This window comes from Sphingobium sp. IP1 (genome assembly GCF_002708645.1).
Taxonomy (GTDB): Bacteria; Pseudomonadota; Alphaproteobacteria; order Sphingomonadales; family Sphingomonadaceae; genus Sphingobium; species Sphingobium yanoikuyae.
The window spans coordinates 1-22,412 of record NZ_NOIW01000087.1; the positions used below are offsets into that span (position 1 = coordinate 1).

The window sequence follows — 22,412 nt, forward strand, 5'->3', positions numbered from 1 at the left end:
GCCCAAAATCGCCCCGCCCAGCGCCAGCAATATCGTGCCCGCCAGCCCCTTGGGCGCGATCGCCGCGACCTCGCCGGGCTTGGCGGTCAGCAGGAAGCCGACATGGTCGCCGGTGCGCAGCACCGCCTGCGCAGCGCCGCCCTTGAAGCCCTCGCCCGCCTCGGTCTCGACCAGCAGCCGATCGCCATCGCGGCTGACCTTTTGCGCGGCGGCGAAGCGGGCCAGCCCGTCGCTCAGCGGGAACAGGTGAACGTCGCGCGCCTGCGCATCGGCGGGGAACGGCACCGACAGGCGCAGCTTGCCATCGACGATCTGATAGGTCGCTTGCGCCCCCAGCGGCCGGGGCAGATGGCCGCGCCAGCCATCGAAGCGCGCCTGCATCGCCGGCACGACCTTGCCGTCGCCCGCGACCAGTTCCAGCGCCAGTTCGCCGCTTTCCGGCACGCAGATCTTGTCGGTGCAGGCCAGCCATTCCGCCTTCACCCGGATCGGCAGGCGGGTGCCCGCCGCCACGTCCGGTGCCACGCCCAGATTGGCGAGCACTGCATAGGGGCCTTCATAGACATGGTTCATCAGGCCCGAAATCAGCAGCGTCTCGGGCACCGGATAGCGCAGCGCGCCGATCGTCACGCCCTTTGGCAGGGTCCAGGTCACGGTCATGCCCAGGCCCGCGTCGCCCGGATTTTCCCAATAGCCGTGCCAGCCCTTTTCCGGTTTCATGGCAAAGGCGATGGTCGTGCCCTTGCCGGGCGCAGGCGCTGTGCTTTCGGCCATCAGCTGCGCGGCGATATGCGCCGGGCCGCCGCCAAAGGCCGCCTGGGCCTGCACCGCAGGCGATGCGATCGACAGCCCCGCCAGCATGGCGAGCGTCATGAATATGACTTGAAAAATCCGCATCGGGCCTCTGGTCGGGTGGATGCAAGGGGGCTAGGTCGCTCCCTATCCGCCGTCAAGGCATGAGAAGGTATCCATAATGTTGAAACACGTCGCCGCTGCCCTGTTGCTTGCCACCGCCATGCCCGTCGTGGCGCAGAGCCCCGCGCCTGCTGCCGCTCCTGCACCGGCCGCCCGCAGCATTGCCGCGACTCCGCCCAAGCTGATCGTCGCCATCTCGGTCGACCAGTTTTCGGCCGACCTGTTCAGCGAATATCGCCAATATTATACCGGCGGCCTCAAGCGCCTGACCAGCGAAGGCGCGGTCTTCCCGCGCGGCTATCAGAGCCATGCCGCGACCGAGACCTGCCCCGGCCATTCGACCATCCTGACCGGCAGCCGCCCGTCGCGCACCGGCATCATCGCCAATAACTGGTTCGACCTCGACGCCAAGCGCGAGGACAAGAATCTCTATTGCGCCGAGGATGAGAGCCAGCCGGGCAGCAGCAGCGACAAATATGAAGCCTCGCCCCTGCACCTCAAGGTGCCGACGCTGGGCGGCCGGATGAAGGCGGCCAATCCCGCCACCCGCGTCGTGTCGGTCGCCGGCAAGGATCGCGCCGCAATCATGATGGGCGGCGCGACCGCCGATCAGGTCTGGTGGCTCGGCGGGCCGCAGGGCTATGTCAGCTACAAGGGCGTCGCCCCCACCCCGCTCGTCACCAAGGTCAACCAGGCCTTTGCCCAGCGCCTCGCCCAGCCCAACCCCGGCTTCGAGCTGCCCGCCCAGTGCGTGTCGAAGGATTTCCCGGTCCAGGCCGGCAACCGCACCGTGGGCACTGGCCGCTTCGCGCGGGAAGCGGGCGACTTCAAGGGCTTCCGCATCTCGCCCGAGCAGGATGCGATGACCCTGGCCTTCGCCGCCGCCGCGATCGAGAGCATGCAGCTGGGCAAGCAGGCGCAGACCGACATCATCTCGATTGGCCTGTCGGCAACCGACTATGTCGGCCACACCTTCGGCACCGAAGGCACCGAAAGCTGCATCCAAGTCGATCGTCTCGACACCGAACTGGGCGCCTTCTTCGATCGGCTCGACAAGGACGGCATCGACTATGTCGTGGTGCTGACCGCCGACCATGGCGGCCATGACCTGCCCGAACGCCACCGCATGAATGCCATGCCGATGGAACAGCGGGTCGACATGGCGCTGACGCCCAAGGCGCTCAACGCCACCATCGCCGAGAAGGCCGGCCTGCCCGGCAAGAAGGTGATCTGGAGCGACGGCCCGTCGGGTGACATCTATTATGACAAGGGCCTGACCGCCGCGCAGCGCGCCAGGGTCGAGACCGAGGCGCTCACATATCTGCGCGCCCATCCGCAGGTGCAGACCGTCTTCACCAAGGCGGAAATCGCCGCCACCCCCTCGCCCTCGGGTCCCCCCGAAAGCTGGAGCCTGATCCAGGAAGCGCGCGCCAGCTTCTACCCCGGCCGCTCGGGCGACCTGCTGCTGCTGCTCAAGCCGCGCGTGATGTCGATCCCGGAACAGGCAGTGATGGGATCGGTCGCCACCCATGGCTCGCCCTGGGATACGGACCGCCGCGTGCCGATCCTCTTCTGGCGCAAGGGCATGCAGCATTTCGAACAGCCGCTGGGCGTCGAGACGGTGGACATCCTCCCCAGCCTCGCCGCGCTGATCAAGCTGCCCGTGCCCAAGGACCAGATTGACGGCCGCTGCCTCGACCTGGTCGCCGGCCAAGGCGACAGCTGCGCCGGGCAGTAAGCCCTTGCCGATCCTCCCCCCCGTCAAAGGGGGGAGGATCAGATATTTTCGCCAATCCCGTCCGTGCTTTCCAGCAGCGCATGGACGCGGTGCGGGGCTGACACTTCCACCCGGCTGGTCACTTCGTGCCGGGCCTTGGCCTGGCGCACATTGCTGTCCGCCGGCACGCTCTCGGTCAGCCAGACATTGCCGCCGATGACCGATCGACTGCCGATGATGATCCGGCCCAGCACCGTCGCGCCGGCATAGATGACGACGTCATCCTCGATGATCGGATGGCGCGGCTGCGCCTTTTCGAGCGCGCCCTTCTCGTCCGAGGGGAAGCTGCGCGCGCCCAGCGTCACGCCCTGATAGAGCCGCACCCGATCGCCGACGATCGCCGTCTCGCCGATGACGACGCCGGTGCCATGATCGATGAAGAAGCCGTGGCCGATGCGCGCGCCGGGATGGATGTCGATGCCGGTATGGGAATGGGCGATCTCGGAAATGATCCGCGCCACCAGCGGCGCGCCCAGTTCATAGAGGCGGTGCGCCAGCCGATGATGGATGATCGCCAGCATCGAAGGGTAGCAGATCAGCACCTCGTCCACGCTGCGTGCGGCCGGATCGCCCAGGAAGGCCGCCTCGACATCGCTGTCGAGCAATGTGCGCAGCGCCGGCAGGCTGTGCGCGAACTCGCCAATGATCCGCGCCGCCGCCGCGTCGACTGCGGCAATCGGATCGTCCTTCATCGCATAGATGAGTTCGAGCCGGATCTGGCCATAGAGGCGGCTGAGCACGGTCTGCAGCGTCTCGGCGACATAGGCGTCCTCATTATGCAGTCGCACGAAGCTCGGTCCCAGCCGCAGCGGGAACAGCGCGCCGCACAGCGCACCGGTGATCTTCACCAGATTGGCGCGAGACGGGAATCCTTCGGCGCCATATTCGGCATGATGCTGCTGTTCCTGCCGCCAGCGACTGCGCGCTGCGGCCAGGTCCGTGACCAGCCGGTCCAGATCCCAATAGCCCACGCCTTCACCCTGCATATCGCCGTCCGCCATTCCCTGCGCCTCTTGTCCGATGGGCAACCGGAATAACCCGCGTCTGCGCGCCAGGATAAACGAGTTTTGCTTGGGGGTAGCGAGATTCTCTTTGCCGAACGCGCCGGAAGGCCGATCAGACCTTGGCTTCCGGCTTGTTCAGATAGAGGCAGATTTCGACGCGCAGCCCGCCCTCGGGTCGGTTGGCCAGCGTCAGGCGACCGCCCTCCTGCTCGACCGTCTTGGCAACGATGGCCAGGCCCAGGCCCATGCCACGCGTGTTGCGCTGACGCGCCGTATCCAGCCGATGGAAGGGTTTCAGCACCTCCTCCAGCCGGTCGCGCGGAATGCCGGGGCCATCATCGTCGACGCGGATCAGCACCTCATTATCGTGCCGCGCCACGCTGACCCGCGCACGCACCCCATAATGGAGCGCATTCTCGATCAGGTTGCGCACGGCACGGCGCAGCGACAGCGGGCGGACCTCCATTTCCAGATGATCCGGCCCGTCATAGATCACATCGTCGCCATGATCCTGGAAGGCGTCGACCACCGTCGCGATCGTGACCGCCACGTCGATCCGCACCGCCGGCTCCGGATTCTTCTCGCCCCCCAGAAAGGCCAGCACGGATTCGATCATCTCGCCCATCTCGGCCAGATCCTCGCCCATCGCCTCGCGGATTTCCGGGTCGTCCACCGCTTCCAGCCGCAATTGCAGCCGGGCGAGCGGCGTGCGCATGTCATGACCGACCGCCGCCAGCGTCTCGGTCCGCTCGTTGATCAGGCGATGGATGCGGGTCTGCATCGCATTGAAGGCGCGGATCAGGTTGCGCACATCATTGGTGCCCGCTTCCGCCACCGCCACCTGTTGCGCCAGGCCGATCCGCTTGGTCGCATGCGTCAGGTCACGCAGCGGCGCCAATGTCCGCCGGATCAGCACGCCGCCCGCAATCAGCAGCGCCAGCACCGGGATCAGCGCCAGGCCGAAGCGACCGAAGGTGAAGGCCCATTTGCCGCCGCTATGATGCATGCCGAAATAAAGCCAGCTGCCATCCGCCAGTTGCAGCCCGCCATTGATCTGCGAGGAACGGCCGGGCGAATTGAGCCGCAGCCACAGCCGCGATTCATGCAGGCTGGGTTCCCAGTCGACGATCTGCTGCCGCATCCGCGCCAGTTCGGGCGACAGCGGCGGCGGCGGCGGCGCGGCAAGCGTCCAGTGGATATCATAGCGGTCGGTGGTCAGCTGCGCGCTGACCCCGCCGCGCTGGCTGACCGGCGCCTTGGCGACCAGCTTGCGCGCGATCACCAGATGCTCGGCCAGGCGGCGCGCCTCGTCATCCTGCAGCGACAAATGGCTGGCGCGCTCATAGATAAGCGTGCCGACCACGAATTCCAGCAGGACGGTCAGCAGCAATATGCCGAAGATGCGGCCGACCAGCCCGAGCGACCGGCTGAACCGCTGTCGTCTCAAGCGCGCGCGACTTCCGCGTTGAACATGTAGCCGACGCCGCGCACCGTGGTGATCGGCGCGGGCCGGTCCTCGGTCGACAGCTTGCGGCGCAGGCGGCTGACCAGCACGTCGATGCTGCGGTCGCTGCTATCACCCATGCGGGTACGCGACAATTCGATCAGCCGCTCGCGCGCGATCACCCGCTGCGGATGGCTGAGGAAGCTGCCCAGCAGGTCGAACTCGGCGCCGGTCAGGTCGACGATCGCACCAGTCGGCGACCGCAGTTCACGGCGCGGGAAGTTGACGATCCAGCCGTCGAAGCGCGCTTCATTCTCGCGCTGCTCGTCCGGGCCACGCTCCACGCCGACGCGGCGCAGGATGGCGCGGATACGGGCGATCAGCTCGCGCGTGCCAAAGGGCTTGGGCAGATAGTCGTCGGCGCCCAGTTCCAGCCCGACGATACGGTCGGTCTCGCTGCCCTTGGCGCTGATGAAGATGATGGGCACGTCGCTCTTGCGACGGATCTGGCGGCACAGGTCGATACCGTTGGTGCCGGGCAGCATGACGTCCAGCACGACCAGGTCGACCGGGCCGGCATCGAAGGCCACCCACATTTCCGGACCGGACGAGGCCGGACGGACCTGATAGCCATGTTCCTGCAACGCGCGCGCCGTCAGCGTGCGGAGCGGCGGATCGTCTTCGACAAGGATGATCGAGGGGGCGGTCATGCGCGGAGCAACATCAGGCTGTTCATGATGTTGGGAGATAAGCAGCGACCGGTGGAGGGTCAACCGCAGCTTGCTGCCGAAACAGTTGACGGGGGCCACAGCAACAATTTGTCACGCCGGCGACAGCTCGGCACAAGATAAGGCCCGGAAATACAGCAGATCGGGCCCGCGCGAACGGGCCCGATCCGTAAAGATCAGAATGCGGCCGAGATCGAGAAGACGACCGTGCTGCGCGCGATCGACTTGCCGAAATTGTCGCCGTCCGCGACCTGGAAGTTGGGACGCAGATAATTTTCCTCGACGCGGGCGATGTCGGTGTCGACATAGGCGATGCTCAGCGTCAGCGGCGTGCCCGGCACGGCCAGGTCGGCACCGACCAGCCAGTCGAGATATTTGCCGGTCGGCGCGACCGACGTGCCGTTCGGGCCCAGACCGCTATTGCCGTTCGACCAGCCCAGATGCGCCTTCAGGCTGACCGGGGTGTTCGGGATCGCACCGCTGACATCGCCCCAGATGTAGAAATTATCTTCCTTGTCACCCGGCTTGTAGATGGTGCAATCGGCGTCGCTGCACCACTTGCCCAGCGCTTCCTGCTTGGGGGCATAAGCCACGCCGAGCAGACCCTTGACCGGGCCGACCTGGCTCGACAGCTTCACATAGGGTTCGGCGAAGTCGGTCTTGTCGGCGCCCGACGGGTACATGTACCATGTCAGGCCGAGGTCCAGCGTCGCGCCGCTGTCACCCAGAGGAATGGCATAGCCTGCGAACAGGTCCAGTTCCATGTTGGCGCCGCCAAAGGTGCCCCAGCCCGACAGGTTGGAACCCCAGGTGCCGACATAGACACCGCTTTCATGGGTTGCGGTCAGGCCACCCTGGATCGCCATGCCGCGATCGGACTGCGAAACACCACGGAAGCGATAATCGGAAACCAGGCCGACGCTGCCGGTCACGGTGACCGGGCCTGCGGGTTCTTCCTGGGCGAAGGCCGGCGCACTCGACATCAGAGCCAGAGCGGCACAAGCGATTTGATACTTCATGAACATTCCCCTTTTACGAAAGAATGTTCCGTCCTGCATCCGCGGCCCGAAGATCTGTTGGAATATCGTCTTCCGTACCGGCGGATGACTACTCGACTATTCTCGCCAGCCGTCGGCGCAAACCTCTATCTTCGCATCTGCACAAGGGAAGAGAGGCGCTGTGATATAGCGATCACGGTTCTTTTCCAAAGACCGCTCATATTGTTTCTATTTGGTGTCCAGATTGCATCTTAACATGAAAAAGCCGCCGCATCCGGGGATGCAGCGGCTTTTCTGTCATGCAGGCTCGTGTCAGGCGACGAGCTGGCGCATCCGTCCGGTCGCGCCGAACAGCTCCACCTTGGCGCCCGCGCCGGTGCGGCGATCGGCCCATTCGCGCACCATTTCGGCGCAGGTATGGTCGATATGGGTCAGGCGCTCGACGTTGAGGATGACCAGCTGCCCCGCCGGCACCGATTCCAGCTTGGCCGACAGCTTGGGCAGGCTCAGGAAGCTCGCCGTGCCGTGCAGCGCCACTTCATGCGCATCGCCGCGGCTGGCTTCCTCGACGCCCAGGCGCAGGCGGCTGGCATGGGGGATCAGTTCGATCAGCGACAGGCCGATACCCACCAGCACGCCGGTCAGCAGGTCGGTCGCGACGACGCAGATCAGCGTCGCGGCCCACACGATCGCCGGCAGCGGACCATAGAGGTGGAACAGATGCTTGACGTGCGACAGGCTGACCAGGCGGAAGCCGGTCACGACCAGGATGCCGGCCAGCGCCGCCATCGGCACTTCCCGCAGCAACCAGGGCAGCAGCGCGACGAAGCCCAGGATCCAGGCGCCATGCAGGATCGCCGACAGGCGGGTCTTGGCGCCGGCCTGGACGTTGGCGGACGAACGGACGATGACGCCGGTCATCGGCAGCGCGCCAGCCACGCCGCAGAGCAGGTTGCCCACGCCCTGCGCGCTCAGTTCGCGGTTGTAATTGGTGCGCACGCCATCATGCATGCGGTCGACCGCCGCGGCCGACAGCAAGGTCTCGGCGCTGGCGATGAAGGCGATGGCGATGGCGGTGGTGATGATGGTCGGGCTCATCAGCTGCGCCAGCAGGCCCTGTTCGGGCAGGCTGATGGCAGACAGGATCGATTCCGGCACGACAACACGGGCGACCGGCAGGCCGAGCGCGAAGGCGACCAGCGTCGCGGCGACAACGCCGACCAGCGCCCCCGGCACCAGCTTCATCGATGCAGGACGGAACTTCTCCCAGCCCAGCATCGCGCCGATGGTGACCAGGCCGACAGCGAAGGCGGTAGCTGCATCCTGATTGGTCAGGCCCAATATCTGGCCCGGCATCGCGATCAGATTATGCAGGCCGCTCGACAGCGGTTTGTCATCGAACAGCACATGGAACTGGCCGACGACGATCAGCACGCCGATGCCCGCCAGCATGCCATGCACGACCGCCGGCGAAATGGCGCGGAACCAGCCGCCGACCTTCAGCAGGCCGGCGACGATCTGGATCGCGCCTGCCAGGATCAGGATGGGGCCAAGGGCCGACAGCCCCTGTTCCCGCACGATTTCGAAGACGATGACCGCAAGACCGGCCGCCGGACCGCTGACCTGCAGCGGCGAACCCGCCAGCAGGCCGACGACCAGGCCGCCGATGATGCCGGTGATCAGGCCTTTTTCCGGCGGCACGCCGGAGGCAATGGCGATGCCCATGCACAGCGGCATGGCCACCAGGAACACGACGATCGACGCCGTGAAGTCGCGGCTGAACGTGCCGCCGGAAAAGGCCTTCAACATGATTTACTCCGCAGCTTGTGCGATGAGCGATTCGCCGGCCAGGCGACGCCCATGCGGCAGCGCCACGGGCAGCTTCTGCCCTTCGCGCAGCACCGAGAAACGACCGGTTTCGCCGTCCAGGCCCAGGACCTGGCCGGCATGGATGTCGACATACCAGCCATGCAGGGCGATCTCGCCGCGGGCGATGCCCGACGCGACCGACGGATGGGTGCGCAGGTGCGACAGCTGCACCACGACATTTTCCAGCGCCATGTTGCGCAGCTTTTCGGCGGCATCCAGGTCGGCAGGATAGGATTCGCGGCACAGCTTCTGCGCGGCATGGCTGTGGCGCAGCCAGGCGGCGACATTGGGCATGCCGGTCAGGTCGGCGTCGGTGGCCAGCGCCTTCATCGCGCCGCAGTCGCTGTGACCGCACACGATGATGTCGCGCACGCCCAGCACCATCACGGCATATTCGACCGTGGCGGTCACGCCGCCCAGCTGGCTGTCATGCGGCGGCACGATGTTGCCGGCATTGCGGCAGACGAACAGGTCGCCCGGCTGGGCCTGCATGATGTGCTCGGGAACGATGCGCGAGTCGGCGCAGGAGATCATCAGTGCCTTGGGGCTCTGACCATGGCTGGCCAACTGATTGTAGAGCGTGCTTTCGTTCGGGAAGACCTTGGTCTCGAAACTGAATACACGACCGATAAGCTCGTTCATGGCTTTCATCCTCTTATTGCTATTGCGTTGCCGGTCAGGGGGCGGACCGGCCTAGCTTGCAAAATACGCAGCAGATTTTGCTGCGGCGCAGCGGAATTGTTAAAAATCATGTCTGGGATGCAAAGCGCCCGACAGGCGCGCCAAATGGCGGAAAACCGCCATCAGCGCGCCTTTTCGGGAGGGTCAGCGCCGGTCGACGACCGCGCTGAACATGTATCCGACGCCACGAACAGTCACGATCGCGGCGGGCCGTCCTTCATGGGACAGCTTGCGCCGCAACCGGCTGATCAGCACGTCGACACTGCGGTCGGACGAGGGCGCGTCGCGCACGCCCGCCAGTTCCATCAGCCGCGCACGGGCAATCACCGCCTGGGCATGATCCAGCAACACGGCAAGCAGCGAAAATTCCGCTGCCGTCAGTTCAACCAGCGCGCCGGCCGGGTCGGTCACTTCGCGCCGGGCGAAATCGACCACCCAGTCGTCGAAGCGCGCCTGGGTCTGGCGTCGCAGGCCCAGCGCCCGCTCGCTCCGCCCGCGCCGCAGCACGGCGCGCAGCCGCGCCGCCAGTTCGCGGGTCGAATAGGGCTTGGCCATGTAATCGTCGGCGCCCAGCTCCAGGCCGACCACCCGGTCGACCTCGCTGCTGTCCGCGCCGACTAGGATGATCGGCACGTCGCTACGCTCACGCACGTCGCGGCACAGGTCCATGCCGTCCGGCCCGCGCAGTCCTGCGTCCAGCACGACTGCGCCGACCGGCATCCGGTCCATGGCACTGAAAATATCGCTCGACGAGGCCGCAGGCAGAGCGCGAAACCCGCTCTGCTCCAGGAATTCCCGCACCTTGTGCCGCAAATCCTGCTGCGTCTCGGCGACCAGTATCAACGGTGGACTCATCAGCCCTTCACGGTCAGCGCGCGCACGCTGTCCAGTTCATTCACCAGCACGGCACGGTCCTGCTGCGCGACCGACACGGCCTCGGCATTGCGGGCGCTGGCATAGCGGGCGACCTCGGCATCCACCTGGCTGCGCGCGGCGGCGCAGGTGCCGGCATAGCTGCCCGACAGCGGGGCGAAGCGGTGGACCGCCTTGCCGAAGGCCGGCACCGACTGGCCCTGGGCCGCGACGGCGCGGTCAACGCGCACATCAGCCTGCCAGCGGCAGACCGGGATGGCGTTGCGATTGCCGAAGCGCGGCTCGACCTGGGTGAAGCGCACCGACGATGCGGTGTGATAGCTGGCCGTATAGGCCTGGGCGCCGTGGGTCAGTTCGGCGCTGTGGATCGGGGTGGAGGAAGCGGCGAGCGCCGCGACACTGGCAAGGATCGGCAACATGGGTGGCTTCCCTTCGAAACAGACAATATCCAGCAATAAGCGGGATCCTTCCGACGGGTTTAGGCAGGGAGAATGTCTCCCCAATATGCCGAACGTTACAAATTATTGCTGTGCCGCAGCATACCGTCAAGCGACCCTTGCGATCAGCGGACCGGCCTGAAGCGGCTGCACCGCCCCCGACAGGGCCTCGATCAGCCCGGAAAGCCACAGAGCATCGGCCACGGCGCGGTGCCGCGCGGCATGCAGCGCATCGGCATGGGCCATGGCCGCCGCGATCCGCGGCTCGTCCGCGCCCCATTCATCCAGCAACAATGAGACATGATCGATCGCGAACGGCGCCACCACGGCCTGCGTATCGGCCAGCGTCTGCAGCCAATATTGATCGATCACACTGTCCGCGACCACGCGGCAGCCGGCCACTGCGGCCGCCAGCTGCGCCAGCACCAGGTCCGCCGGCTCGCCCTCCGCCTCGATCCGCGCGCGCGACAGGCCGTGCAGCGCCTCGGCTTCGGCGGTCCAGTCCCAGCCGGTCCAGGCTGCATGCGGTCGAATGATCCAGCTGCGGGCAATGCCGCCGCCCGCTATGCCCACTTCGATCGGGAAGGATCGTCCGTGCCGGGGCAGGCACGACGCCTCGAAATCGATCGCCATGATGGTCAAAGGCTCTCTCCGAATAATTCCACGTCCGCCCCATTTTTGGGTCTGGCCGTCCACGTCTGATACGCCCCTGTCTCCTCCAACTATGTCAGGCCGATGTCATTGGCCATCAGGATTTTCGGAAAAGATGCGAACCGACGGTCCGGTGCGACCGGTGCGACCATCGCACCGGATTTCAACCGCCTATGGCCAGCGGCCTGCATTGCCGCTACCCCATGGCGATGACGGACGGACGACTGCGGGACGCGAACGACTAATGTGGGTGTTGCTGGGCATCGCCCTGATCGTCGCGGGCTTCGTGCTGCGCTTCAATCCGCTGCTGGTGATCCTGGCCTCGGCCATCGCCACCGGCCTTGCCGCCGGGCTTGATCCGCTCACCATCCTCGCCGCCTTTGGCAAGGCGTTCAACGACTCGCGCTATGTCTCGGTCGTCTGGGTGGTGCTGCCGGTGATCGGCCTGCTCGAAGCGCATGGGCTTCAGGAACGGGCGCGCGGCCTCATCGACCGGATGCGCGGCGCCACCACCGGCCGTTTCCTTCTCTTCTATCTTGTCGCCCGCCAGATTTCGGCCGCCATGGGCCTGATTTCCGTCGCTGGCCATGCCCAGACCGTGCGCCCGCTGGTCGCGCCGATCGCCGAAGCCGCCGCCGAAAAACAGGCCGGCACGCTCGATGAAGAGCAGCGCGACGAGATCAAGGCCTGGGCCGCCGCGACCGACAATGTCGGCGTCTTCTTTGGCGAGGACATCTTCCTCGCCATCGGGTCGATCCTGCTGATCAAGGGGCTGCTGGAGCAATATGGCATCTTGCTCGAACCGCTCCAGCTCTCGGTCTGGGCGATTCCGACCGCGATCGCCGCGCTGCTGATCCACGGCTTTCGCCTGTGGCGGCTCGACCGCCGGCTGAACGCGCAGGGTGCCAAGGAAGCGGAGCACGCCGCATGATCACCCTCCACTGGGTCTATGCGCTGATGGGCGCGGTGTTCGCCGGCTATGCCCTGCTCGGCGCCGCCGATCGCAGCAACCCGCGCCGCTTCACCACCGCCGCCTTCTGGGCACTGCTCGCGCTCAGCATGTGGGCGGGCGACCGGATCGGCGACATCGGCAATGGCGTCCTGGTCCTCGGCCTCGTCGCGATTGCCGGCTTCAAGGGGCTGGGGCGTGGCAGCGGCGGCGTGCCGCTGGCGGAGCGGCAGGCGCGGGCCGACCGCCATGGCAATGGCCTGTTCGCCATCGCCCTGGTCATCCCCGTCACCGCGCTGGCCGGCACCTTCCTGTTCAAGGCGTTCCCCGCCTGGATCGATCCCAAGCAGACCACCCTCATCTCGCTGGCGCTGGGCGTCCTGATCGCACTCGGCATCGGCTGCACCTGGCTGCGCGCCCGGCCGATCGTCGCCCTGCAACAGGGGCGGCAATTGATGGACTCGGTCGGCTGGGTGGGCATATTGCCGCAGATGCTGGCCAGCCTCGGCGCGGTGTTCGCGCTGGCCGGCGTTGACGATGTCGTCGGCGGCATCGTCCGCCTCGCCATTCCCGATGGCAGCCTGCTCGGCGCGGTGATCGCTTATGGCCTGGGCATGGCGCTCTTCACCATCGTCATGGGCAATGCCTTTGCTGCCTTCCCGGTGATGACCGCGGCGATCGGCATCCCGTTGCTGATCCACCACTATCATGGCGATCCGGCGATCATCTGCGCGATCGGCATGCTGGCGGGCTTCTGCGGCACATTGCTGACGCCGATGGCCGCCAATTTCAACCTCCTCCCCGCCGCGCTGCTGCAGCTCAAGGATGAATATGGCGTGATCCGCCGCCAGGTCGGCACCGCCCTCCCCCTGCTCTGCGTCAACATCCTCCTGATATATTGGCTGGCCTTCCGATGACCCGACTTTCCCAAGATATTGCCGACCGTTTCGCCGCCCTCACCCTGTCCCATCTGGGGCAGCAATATCCCTACAAGATGGACCTGACCTATCAGGGACCGGAGGATGCGCGCATCCCGGCGGAGCATCATCCGATCTTCCATGGCAGCTATGACTGGCACAGTTGCGTCCATGGCTGGTGGCAGGTGATGCGCCTGCGCCGCCTCTACCCCGACATGGCCCAGGCCGAGGCGATCCGCGCCCGCGCCGACATGATGCTGGTGCCGGACAAGGTCGCGGGCGAACGCGCCTTCCTCACCCGCCCGACCGCCGGCGGGTTCGAGCGGCCCTATGGCTGGGCCTGGCTGCTCGCGCTCCATGCCGAACTCGCCCGGCAGGACGGCCCCTGGGCCGCCGCGATCGAGCCGCTGGCGCTCGACTTCGCCGCGCGCTTCCACGCCTTCCTGCCGAAAATGACCTATCCGCTGCGCGTCGGCACCCATTTCAACAGCAGCTTCGCGCTGATCCACGCTTATGACTGGGCCAAGGACCGCGATCCCGCGCTCCAGGCGCTGATCCGCGAGCGCGCCCTTGCCTGGTTCGGCCAGGACCGCGCCTGCCAGGCCTGGGAACCGGGTGGCGACGAGTTTCTCTCCTCGGCCCTCACCGAAGCGCTACTGATGAGCCGGCTGCTCGCGCGCGATGAATTTGCCGACTGGTTCGGCGCCTTCCTGCCCGATCTTCTGACCGGCCAGCCGGCCACCCTGTTCACCCCGGCCACCGTATCGGACCGCAGCGACGGCAAGATCGCCCATCTCGACGGCCTCAACCTCAGCCGTGCCTGGTGCTGGCGCGGCATCGCCGCCGCGCTGGGCGCCGACACCCCGATCGCGCCGATCGCCGAGCAGGCGGCGATCGCCCATCTCGACGCCGCGCTCCCCCATATAGCCGGTGACTATATGGGGGAACATTGGCTGGCCAGCTTCGCCCTGCTGGCGCTGGAGTAACGCCAGGCTCAGGGCATGTTGGCGAGCAGCAACTTCATATGTGCCGTCGGCGTGGTCGTGCGCGACTGGAGACGGAACATATAGTCATAGGCCCACCAGGCGCCGCCGCCCCAGGCGGTCCAGCCCAGCACCGCCGACGACGTCTTCAGACGGCGCAGCATGTCGGGATATTCCTTCGCGCATTGCGGCTGGCCCGACGCGGCGATCTCGCCGAAGAACAGCTTCACCTTGTACTTCTCGGCCCAGGTCAGCGCGGCATTCACGCGCTGGCCTGCCTTGACCTCGCACTTGTCGGTGGTGCCGGTCGACCAGGCATCCAGATATTGATGCACTTCAAAGGCATAATTCTTGCCGGGATCGACGAACTTCACCGCCTGCGCGGCATTGCCCGAACTCACCCAATTATGCGCCCCGGTCCAGGCCGTGCCGGGGATCAGCAGCTTGTTGCTGATCTTCTGGGCGCGGATATCCTTGGTCACCTGCCCGGCAATGGCCCACCATTGTGCCGCGGTCTGGCGATTGGGCTCGTTCATCAGGCCGATCCAGACCTTGGGGTTGGACCGATAATCCTCCATGATCTTGACCCAGGCATTGGTCAGCGCCGTCGTCGCCAGCGTGCCGCTGCCGACCAGGGCCGCCGATCCCTTCACCTGGCGCGCGCCATAATTATGCATGTCCAGGATCACCGTGAGGCCCAGCGCATTGGCCTGGGTCACGACGGACTTCAGCGCCTTGCGATCGACCTCCGATAAGGGGCCATAGAGATTGGGCTGCAACCGTTCCCAGCGGAACGGCACGCGCAGCAGCTTGAAGCCCTGCGCCGCATAGCTGCGCATTTCCGCCGTGCTGGGATAGATATAGTTTGTGCCCAGCTTGCCGCCGGTGCCGCCAAATTCGCCACCGGAAATATTGATCCCCGGCAGCACCTTGGACGTGCTGGTCGCCGTAGCCGCCGGCACGGCGGCCGCTGCCGCCGCAGCATAGGCCTGCGCCGCTGTTGTCGTCGGCACCGTCGCGCTGGCACCGGTGCTGGCGGCCGATGCAGAACTGGACGATGACGGAATGGTGATCACCCGTGCGTCCGGCGCATCCGCCTCGCCCCCCGATAGTGTAACGGCCGCAAGAACACCCGTCGCGGCCAGCGCAACCACAGCGGCGGCAACGCCGCCCCCCATCTTCTTCATGAATTGCCTACCCTGTCAGACCCAAAAGGAGGCGGGCCCTTAGCTAGCCTAGTTAGACAATGTCTTCACCCGGTTGCGGGATTTGGTTAAGCCTCCGACAGGCTGTTCCAATAATGCGTCATACGGGTTTTCCCTTAGGCAGAACCCCTGATCCGCCAAGGAAGACCGGGGCAGACCAGCGTCCCCCCCCCTGGCCGGCAGGATGCCTGGAATGCTCATGGCGAAAATGCCTTTGGTTTCGAGATTCTCGAACGGCTGAAGGCGGATGATCTTGGGGCCGGCCGCGACCGCCGGTTGAAAGAGCGCCTGCTCCAATGGACGGAAGAGTTGCAGGCGACGCGGATCTGACCGGCCGCCTGCCCTGTTTCAGCCTGCGACGGCCAGCAGCTTGGCACTCATCGCCGGCCATTCGCTCATGTCCCATCCTTCGGGCGTCTCGCGGGTGATGATCTGGTCCGCACCGAAGCAATTGCCGAGGTCAATATCCTCGCTCTTCTCGAACGCCCGGTCGGCGAGCGAATAGAAGGGGCGGACCTTGGGCAGGGTCAGGTCATCGGGATTCTGCTCGACCACGATCGCCAGCCGGTGCGATCGCAGCCGCACCAGCGACCCGATCGGATAGATGCCGACCGCGCGCTGGAACGCCTGGAAGATTTCCGCGTCGAACAGCGCGCCGCCATCCTCGTCGATCTTCAACAATGCGCGCGACGGGTCTTCGCCACTGCGGTGCAAGCGATTGGACGTCATGGCGTCATAGCTGTCGCAGATCGCGGCCATGCGCGCGAACATGCCGATCTGCTCGCCGGCCAGGCCATTGGGATAGCCGCTGCCGTCCAGCCGCTCATGATGGTTGAGGCACACATCCAGCACTTCTGCCGGCATTTCGCCGCCCAGGGTCAGGAATTCATGCGCCAGCGTGGTGTGGCTCTTGACCACGTCCCACTCCTCCGGCGTCAGCGGCGCATCCTTGTCCCACACTTCCTGCGGCACATGGGCCATGCCCATGTCCATCAGCAGGCCGGCAAGGCCGGCCTTGCGGATATCGTCGGGCGACAGGTGCATCTGCTGGGCAAGGCCGATCATCAGCGCGCAGACCGACAGCGCATGCTGATACAGATATTCGCCACTATTCTTCATCCGCGTGATCGCCATGAAGGCGTGCGGATTGCGCTGCACCGAACTGGAAATCTCGTCGACCATGGTTTCCAGCTTGGCCGCCTTCACCGCCTTGCCCAGCCGCACATCCTCATAGAGCTTGCGCATGGTACGACCCGACTTGCGCGCCAGCCGCTGGGCATGGACCATCTCGGCGCGGATCGGCAGCTTGTCCTTGGACAGCGGATCGAAGGGACGGTCGACCGGCTGCGGCGCGGCGCGGCGCACGATCGTCGGCCCGGCACGCCCGAACACCCGTTCGCGCGGCTCGGCCATCGACACCACGCGGGATGGCGCCGGTTGGGCCGGGGCCACGTCCGCACCGCGCGACACGTCGATCGTCACCCACTCGACCTTGCTGGCATGCAGGTCCGCCAGTTGCTCGGGATCGTCGAGCAGCATCTTGCGCTTCCAGAAGGGGTGGGAAAACCACGACCCGTCCAGCTTGTGCAAGAACATCCCCAGTTTCACGTCCTGGGTGCGGATTTTTTTCAGCATTTATACGGCCCCGTAGTCCCCGCTTTCATTTCGCAGCTCGTGCCTTTCCAAAAGGTTAAAGATCCCCCTTCCAGCCGCGAAAGTGCAGCTTCGCTTCGTCGCATGCAGGTGCGGCAACTGCTTGAAAGCCGGCAATTCTCTTGCCACACGCCTGAAGCTTCGCCGTGAGCCGGCCGATGATGTCGCTGCGCCTACCGCAATCGGCCATTTTCGCTTATCCTCCTGCGGTCCGGACAGGGAGGCGATCGATGCGCGTGATGGTGCTGGTGAAGGCAACGCAGGACAGCGAGGCAGGCGGCCCGCCCGACCTGGAGATGATGGCGGCGATGGGCCGCTTCAACGACGAACTGGAAGCGGCCGGCATATTGCGCATGGCCGACGGCCTGCTTCCCTCCTCTCATGGCAAGCGTATCGCCTTCGACGGCACCGATCGCCGCGTCATCGATGGCCCCTTTCCCCAGGTCGGCGAACTGGTCGCGGGCTTCTGGCTATGGGAGGTAGCCGACATAGACGAAGCCGTCGCCTGGGCGAAACGCTGCCCCAATCCCATGCCCGGCCCCAGCGAGATCGAGATCCGCCCTTTCCACGAATGGGCCTAGCGCCCCTCATATCCTTGCATTGCATTGATCTGCGACTGTTTTTCCCGGCACTCGGTATTTACCCCGATAGCTCTTGGGCCGACTAAGCGGGATCATCCGACCTCCCTTCTTCTCGATTGCCGGCCGCCGCGCACATTTCCGGTGCGGCGCGCGCCAGGGACAGGAGATCGTGTGGCGAAAAAGATTTTCGTGCTCGGCGGCGACGGCTTTTGCGGCTGGCCGACAGCGTTGCATCTGTCCGAACTGGGCCATGAGGTCGTCATCATCGACAATCTTTCGCGTCGCCGGATCGACGCGGAACTGGGCGTCCACAGCCTGACGCCGATCGCCATGGTCGACCAGCGGCTGGATGCCTGGCACCAGGTCAGCGGGCGGACCATCCGCTTCCATTATCTCGACGTCGCCCAGGATTATGCCCGCCTCCTTGCCCTGCTGGCGGAGGAGCGCCCCGACGTGATCGTCCATTTCGCCGAACAGCGCGCCGCCCCCTATTCAATGCGCGGGCCGACCGAGAAGCGCTATACCGTCAACAACAATGTCGGCGGCACCCACAATGTCCTGACCGCGCTGGTCGCCTGCGATCTCGACGCGCATCTCGTCCATCTCGGCACCATGGGCGTCTATGGCTATGGCGGTGCCGGCTTCGAAATCCCCGAAGGCTATCTGACCGTCCAGATCCACGACGATGCCGGTGCCCCGCATGACTGGGAAATCCTGTATCCGACCCGGCCGGGCAGCGTCTATCACATGACCAAGTCGATCGATCAGTTGCTGTTCCAATTCTATGCCCAGAATGACCGGCTGCGCATCACCGACCTGCACCAGGGCATCGTCTGGGGCACCCAGACGGCAGAGACGCGGCGCCACCCCGCGCTCGTCAACCGGTTCGATTATGAGGGCGAATATGGCACCGTGCTCAACCGCTTCCTGGTGCAGGCGGCACTTGGCCATCCGCTGACCGTTCATGGCACCGGCGGCCAGACCCGCGCCTTCCTCAATATCCAGGACACGGTGCACTGCATTGCGCTCGCCGTCGCCCATCCGCCGGAGCGCGGCGACCGGGTCAAGATCATCAACCAGATCGCCGAAAGCCTGCGCGTGCGCGACCTTGCCCGGCTGGTATCCGACCTGTCCGGGGCGGCGATCGAATATCTGCCCAATCCCCGCAAGGAAGCGGCAGAAAATGACCTCGACGTCAGCAACGCCACCTTCCGCGCGCTGGGCCTCGACCCGATCCTGCTGACCGACGGCCTGCTGGCCGAGACGCTGGAAATTTCCGCCCGTTATGCCGACCGCGTCGACCAGCGCCACATCCCGGCGCGCACGGCCTGGACGCGCGAACAGCAGGCGGCGCTCGACCAGGCGGGGTCGATCGAGACGATCCGCCCCGTCCTGCCCGGCGCGGCGGGAGCGGGCCGATGAGATTATGGGTCATCTGCCTTCAGGCGCTGCTGTTCATCGGCCTGCTGATCGCGATCGGCCAGAGCGGCCTGTTCGACACGATCATGGGCCGCAACGTCCGGCTGGGCGACCCTCTGTTCGAGGATTATCAGCGCGGCTCCATCCCCTTCATCGACGTCGATGGACGCGACGTGTTCGTCGCCCAATCGCATCCGGACAATCCCCTGATCCTGTCCGGCTTTCCGGCCTATGCCAGCAAGCTCTTCCGCCTGCCGACCGACAGCCGGCCGCTCAGCGGCACCTATAATATCGCCTTCGCGACCGACGCCGTGCCCGATGCCGAGGGGGCGCTGCGGATCAGCATCAACGGGGTCAAGCGCGCCGACGTCGTGCTGAACCAGGGGCGCTTCAAGCGGCGTGCCAAGATCGAACTGACCCCCGCCGAACTGGCCTCGGGCCAGCTGGAGGTCAAACTGGCGCTGGTCGGGCGTGGCCCGATGGCCGAATGCACGCCCAATGAAGCGCTGGCCGCCGTCGTCACGATCCTGCCCGAAAGCGGCCTGCACCTCAAACTGGACAAGGCGCCATCCACCACCCGCGACCGGCTCGCCTTGTGGGGCGACCTGATCCCGGTCAAATGGGACGAGGATGACAAGGTGGCGGATCTCGCCACCCTGCTCGCCGCCGCGCGGCTGAGCGAGAAAGGCTATGGCATCTATTTCGGCGAAAGCGGCTACGCCGCCCAGGCGCTGACCGACATCGACAAGGGCGCAGCCATCCGCCCCGGCCGGACGCAGTCGCTGCGCTATCCGGTCAGCCTGGTCAGCGCGATCGAGAATGGCGGCGCTCGCCGTTTTGATCGGGAAACCACCTGGCGCTATCGCTATGATGTCGGGCAATTGCCCAATGGCGAGCTGCCGTCCGCGCTCGACCTGCGCCTGCTGCTCGGGCCGATCGCCGAAACCCGCACCGCGCTGTTCGTGACGCTCAACGATCATCTGCTTTTCACCCGCACCCTGACCGACGAGGATCAGCGCTTTAGCCATTCGATCGCGCTGCCGACCGCCGATCATCTGGATCGCAACCAGTTGGAAATCACCCTGACCGCGCATGAGCGGGAAGAAATGCGGTGCGGCGCGCGCCGTCTGATCGCCGCGGAAATGCTGCCGGAAACCATCTTGCGGGGCGGCGGCGAACGGCTTGTGCCGGCGATCGTCCAGTTACGGGGTCAGATGCGGCCCAGCGCCCTTGCCTTCGGCACCCAAAAGCCGGGCACCACGATCGAGGTGCTGACTGGCGACATTGCCGGCGCGCTGGCACGGGTCCGCCCCGCCGGACGGCAATGGCTGGTCCACTTTCCCGATGACCGGCGCGAAGGCGTCATGGTGGAACCCTTCGCGCGTGGTGCATCGGCGGCCAGGGCGGCCGTGGCCCTGCTGGTGACGGTCCATCGCCCGGTTCCCGTCCCGCCGCCCGCCACGCCGGCGACCACCCCGCTGCGCGCAACAGCCCCTGCCCCCTGATGCCGCCGCCCCCGGATTATGACCGGACCCAGGCCAATTTCCAGTCGACGGACAGTTTCGCCGGCGGGCTGGCCCGCCCGGTATCGATGTTGCGCGCGCCCGCTCTGCTGCTGACCTTCACGACCATCGCCCTGTTCCAGCTGTGGCTGTTCGAACTGGGTTTTCTCGACCGCTTCTTCCGCACCCATGATTATGTGTTCGGCCCCTATCTGGGCTTCAGCGCGATCTCGATCCGGACCTTCATCTATTCCTATTTCATCGCCTTCTCGCTCTATGCAGCGGGATCGGTGCGGGCGCGCATCCTGCTCTGCCTCGACCTGTGCCTGCGCTACATGGCGCTCTGCACCATCCTCGACCTGGGCAGCGTAGCGCTGTTCGCCTATGTCGGCACCCCCTTTTCGCTGGCCGCGATCCAGGTCATGGCCGGGCTCATGGGCATGGCGGTCTTCGCCTTCGTCATCATCCGGCGCGGTACCATGCCCGCCCCGGTACCGGTGCTGCGCGGCCCCCAGCCCAAGGGGCGCGCCCTCTACCGCCTCGCCATTGCCGGTACGATCGCGGCGATCATCGCCATCTGGGCGGCACAGCAACCGCTCCTGCTGTTCGAGGAGATGCGCGACATCAGCCTGCTCGGCGGCATCGGCCCTGGCGTCATCCTGTTCGTGCTGCTGACCTTTGCCCAGCTCTATATCGTTGCCGTCGCGGAACGCTATCGCCTGTCGCGCCCCGACTTCGCCGCCCCGGTCAGCGTCATCGTGCCCGCCTTCAACGAACAATATGTGATCGGCCAGACGATCCAGCATATCGACCGCGCCGCCGCCCATTATGGTGCGGAGGTCGAACTGATCGTGATGGACAATGGCTCGGTCGATGGCACGGCGGACATCGCCCGCGCCGTGATCGATGCCTGCTCCGCGCTCAAGGGGCGGGTCGTGCATGTCGCGACGCCCGGCAAGGCCCATGCCCTGAACGAAGGCGTGCTGCATGCGCGCCATCCGTTCATCGTGCGGATCGACGCCGACACGCTGGTGGGCGAGGATAATCTGACGCTGGCAATGCAGAATTTTGCCGATCCCGATGCCGGCGCGGTCGGCGGCGTGCCCTTGCCGCCAGGCGGCGCGATCTTCGATGCCGGGCGCCTGGTCGAGGTGATCGTCAAGCATGGCTATTATTCGCCCGCACTCAGCGTCATGGCCGGGCTGGTCGGCATTCCCGGCATGTTCGTCATCTATCGGGCGGACGCGCTGCGCCGGGTCGGCCAGTTCGCCTCCGGCATGAATGGCGAGGATACCGACATCTCGCTGCGCATCGCCGAACTGGGCTATCGCACGCTGGTCGATCATCGGGTCAGCTATGTGTCCGAAGTGCCGACCAGCTTCGCCCATCTGCGCGAACAGCGGCTGCGCTGGTTCCGGTCGGTCTATCATGTCAGCGCGCGCGCCCATTCGCTCATCAGCGCCCCGGACTTCAGCATCCGCGGCAAGCTGGTCCTGCCCTATATGCTGATGAACACCGCGCGCCGGGCGATGATGATCCCGCTCGTCATCTTCGGCCTGCTTGAACTGCTCATCACGTCGAGATCGATCGCTTTGCCCCATTGGCAGGCGATCGTCGCCGTGCTGGTCGGATCACCCATGGTTGCCGCGGCGATCGCGATCCTGGCGAATAATCGCCCCCGCGCCCTGCTGGCGCTGCCGCCCTATATCTTCTTCCGCGCGCTGCGCGCCTGGTACACGCTCGAATCCGCGCTCACCATCCCGATCACGTCGATGTCCACGCGCATCCAGATCGGGCGCGACCCTTGGCCGAAAAGCCCGCCGCCC

General features: G+C 65.8%; 20 protein-coding genes. 8 read left to right on the top strand and 12 right to left on the bottom strand.

Annotation, left to right across the window (positions count from 1 at the left end; genetic code table 11):
- A partial coding sequence (locus CG471_RS22440; protein WP_257211655.1) for a protein-disulfide reductase DsbD domain-containing protein occupies positions 1-897 on the bottom strand: 897 nt, incomplete at its 3' end.
- 76 nt (positions 898-973) lie between these two features.
- Here CG471_RS22440 and CG471_RS22445 point away from each other — a divergent pair.
- Entirely contained in the window at positions 974-2,653 is a 1,680-nt protein-coding gene (locus CG471_RS22445; protein ID WP_099233826.1) for an alkaline phosphatase family protein, read from the top strand.
- A gap of 38 nt (positions 2,654-2,691) precedes the next feature.
- On the opposite strand, the gene epsC is transcribed toward CG471_RS22445, so the two are convergent.
- From epsC to CG471_RS22490, 9 genes are all read right to left on the bottom strand, one after another.
- The gene (epsC, locus tag CG471_RS22450; RefSeq protein WP_004211082.1) at positions 2,692-3,693 is read right to left on the bottom strand and encodes a serine O-acetyltransferase EpsC; all 1,002 of its coding nucleotides are present in this window, start codon (positions 3,691-3,693) and stop codon (positions 2,692-2,694) included.
- Between the two features lie 115 nt (positions 3,694-3,808).
- The gene (locus CG471_RS22455; protein WP_099233827.1) at positions 3,809-5,143 is read right to left on the bottom strand and encodes an ATP-binding protein; all 1,335 of its coding nucleotides are present in this window, start codon (positions 5,141-5,143) and stop codon (positions 3,809-3,811) included.
- Positions 5,140-5,850 carry a response regulator gene (locus tag CG471_RS22460; RefSeq protein WP_004211079.1) on the bottom strand — a complete coding sequence of 237 codons (711 nt, stop codon included), beginning with the start codon at positions 5,848-5,850 and terminating at the stop codon, positions 5,140-5,142. Before CG471_RS22460 ends, CG471_RS22455 begins: the two co-directional genes overlap by 4 nt.
- 194 nt (positions 5,851-6,044) lie before the next feature.
- On the bottom strand, positions 6,045-6,893 hold the full coding sequence (locus CG471_RS22465; protein WP_010337000.1) for a TorF family putative porin: 849 nt from the start codon (positions 6,891-6,893) through the stop codon (positions 6,045-6,047).
- A gap of 285 nt (positions 6,894-7,178) precedes the next feature.
- The gene (locus CG471_RS22470) at positions 7,179-8,675 is read right to left on the bottom strand and encodes a SulP family inorganic anion transporter (protein ID WP_004211076.1); all 1,497 of its coding nucleotides are present in this window, start codon (positions 8,673-8,675) and stop codon (positions 7,179-7,181) included.
- A 3-nt stretch (positions 8,676-8,678) separates the two neighbouring features.
- The gene (locus tag CG471_RS22475) at positions 8,679-9,377 is read right to left on the bottom strand and encodes a carbonic anhydrase (RefSeq protein WP_004211075.1); all 699 of its coding nucleotides are present in this window, start codon (positions 9,375-9,377) and stop codon (positions 8,679-8,681) included.
- A 183-nt stretch (positions 9,378-9,560) separates the two neighbouring features.
- Positions 9,561-10,271, bottom strand: a complete 711-nt coding sequence (locus CG471_RS22480; protein ID WP_004211073.1) for a winged helix-turn-helix domain-containing protein — start codon at positions 10,269-10,271, stop codon at positions 9,561-9,563.
- A complete protein-coding gene (locus CG471_RS22485) occupies positions 10,271-10,708 on the bottom strand; it encodes a hypothetical protein (protein WP_004211071.1) in 438 nt (145 codons plus the stop codon). Before CG471_RS22485 ends, CG471_RS22480 begins: the two co-directional genes overlap by 1 nt.
- A 126-nt stretch (positions 10,709-10,834) precedes the next feature.
- A complete protein-coding gene (locus CG471_RS22490) occupies positions 10,835-11,359 on the bottom strand; it encodes a hypothetical protein (protein WP_257211656.1) in 525 nt (174 codons plus the stop codon).
- A 262-nt stretch (positions 11,360-11,621) separates the two neighbouring features.
- On the opposite strand from CG471_RS22490, the gene CG471_RS22495 reads away from it, so the two are divergent.
- Genes CG471_RS22495 through CG471_RS22505 form a run of 3 tightly spaced genes read left to right on the top strand, consistent with a single transcriptional unit; the run spans position 11,622 to position 14,229 of the window.
- On the top strand, positions 11,622-12,308 hold the full coding sequence (locus CG471_RS22495) for a DUF969 domain-containing protein (protein ID WP_099233829.1): 687 nt from the start codon (positions 11,622-11,624) through the stop codon (positions 12,306-12,308).
- Positions 12,305-13,243, top strand: a complete 939-nt coding sequence (locus tag CG471_RS22500; RefSeq protein ID WP_099233830.1) for a DUF979 domain-containing protein — start codon at positions 12,305-12,307, stop codon at positions 13,241-13,243. The genes CG471_RS22495 and CG471_RS22500 overlap by 4 nt, the downstream gene beginning before the upstream one ends.
- A complete protein-coding gene (locus CG471_RS22505; RefSeq protein WP_099233831.1) occupies positions 13,240-14,229 on the top strand; it encodes a DUF2891 domain-containing protein in 990 nt (329 codons plus the stop codon). The genes CG471_RS22500 and CG471_RS22505 overlap by 4 nt, the downstream gene beginning before the upstream one ends.
- An 8-nt stretch (positions 14,230-14,237) precedes the next feature.
- On the opposite strand, the gene CG471_RS22510 is transcribed toward CG471_RS22505, so the two are convergent.
- Together CG471_RS22510 and CG471_RS22520 are read right to left on the bottom strand one after the other, a co-directional pair.
- Positions 14,238-15,413, bottom strand: coding sequence for a glycoside hydrolase family 5 protein (locus CG471_RS22510; RefSeq protein ID WP_099233832.1), 1,176 nt, complete (start codon positions 15,411-15,413; stop codon positions 14,238-14,240).
- Between the two features lie 366 nt (positions 15,414-15,779).
- The gene (locus CG471_RS22520; protein WP_099233834.1) at positions 15,780-17,066 is read right to left on the bottom strand and encodes an HD-GYP domain-containing protein; all 1,287 of its coding nucleotides are present in this window, start codon (positions 17,064-17,066) and stop codon (positions 15,780-15,782) included.
- Positions 17,067-17,314: 248 nt separating this feature from the next.
- On the opposite strand from CG471_RS22520, the gene CG471_RS22525 reads away from it, so the two are divergent.
- From CG471_RS22525 to CG471_RS22540, 4 genes are all read left to right on the top strand, one after another.
- Positions 17,315-17,665 carry a YciI family protein gene (locus CG471_RS22525; protein ID WP_099233835.1) on the top strand — a complete coding sequence of 117 codons (351 nt, stop codon included), beginning with the start codon at positions 17,315-17,317 and terminating at the stop codon, positions 17,663-17,665.
- 171 nt (positions 17,666-17,836) lie between these two features.
- Positions 17,837-19,087 carry an NAD-dependent epimerase/dehydratase family protein gene (locus CG471_RS22530; RefSeq protein ID WP_099233836.1) on the top strand — a complete coding sequence of 417 codons (1,251 nt, stop codon included), beginning with the start codon at positions 17,837-17,839 and terminating at the stop codon, positions 19,085-19,087.
- Positions 19,084-20,589: a cellulose biosynthesis cyclic di-GMP-binding regulatory protein BcsB gene (locus CG471_RS22535; protein ID WP_099233837.1), complete on the top strand. Its 1,506-nt coding sequence runs from the start codon at positions 19,084-19,086 to the stop codon at positions 20,587-20,589. Before CG471_RS22530 ends, CG471_RS22535 begins: the two co-directional genes overlap by 4 nt.
- The coding region (locus CG471_RS22540) for a glycosyltransferase family 2 protein (protein ID WP_099233838.1) at positions 20,589-22,412 on the top strand (1,824 nt) is incomplete at its 3' end. The genes CG471_RS22535 and CG471_RS22540, both read left to right, overlap by 1 nt.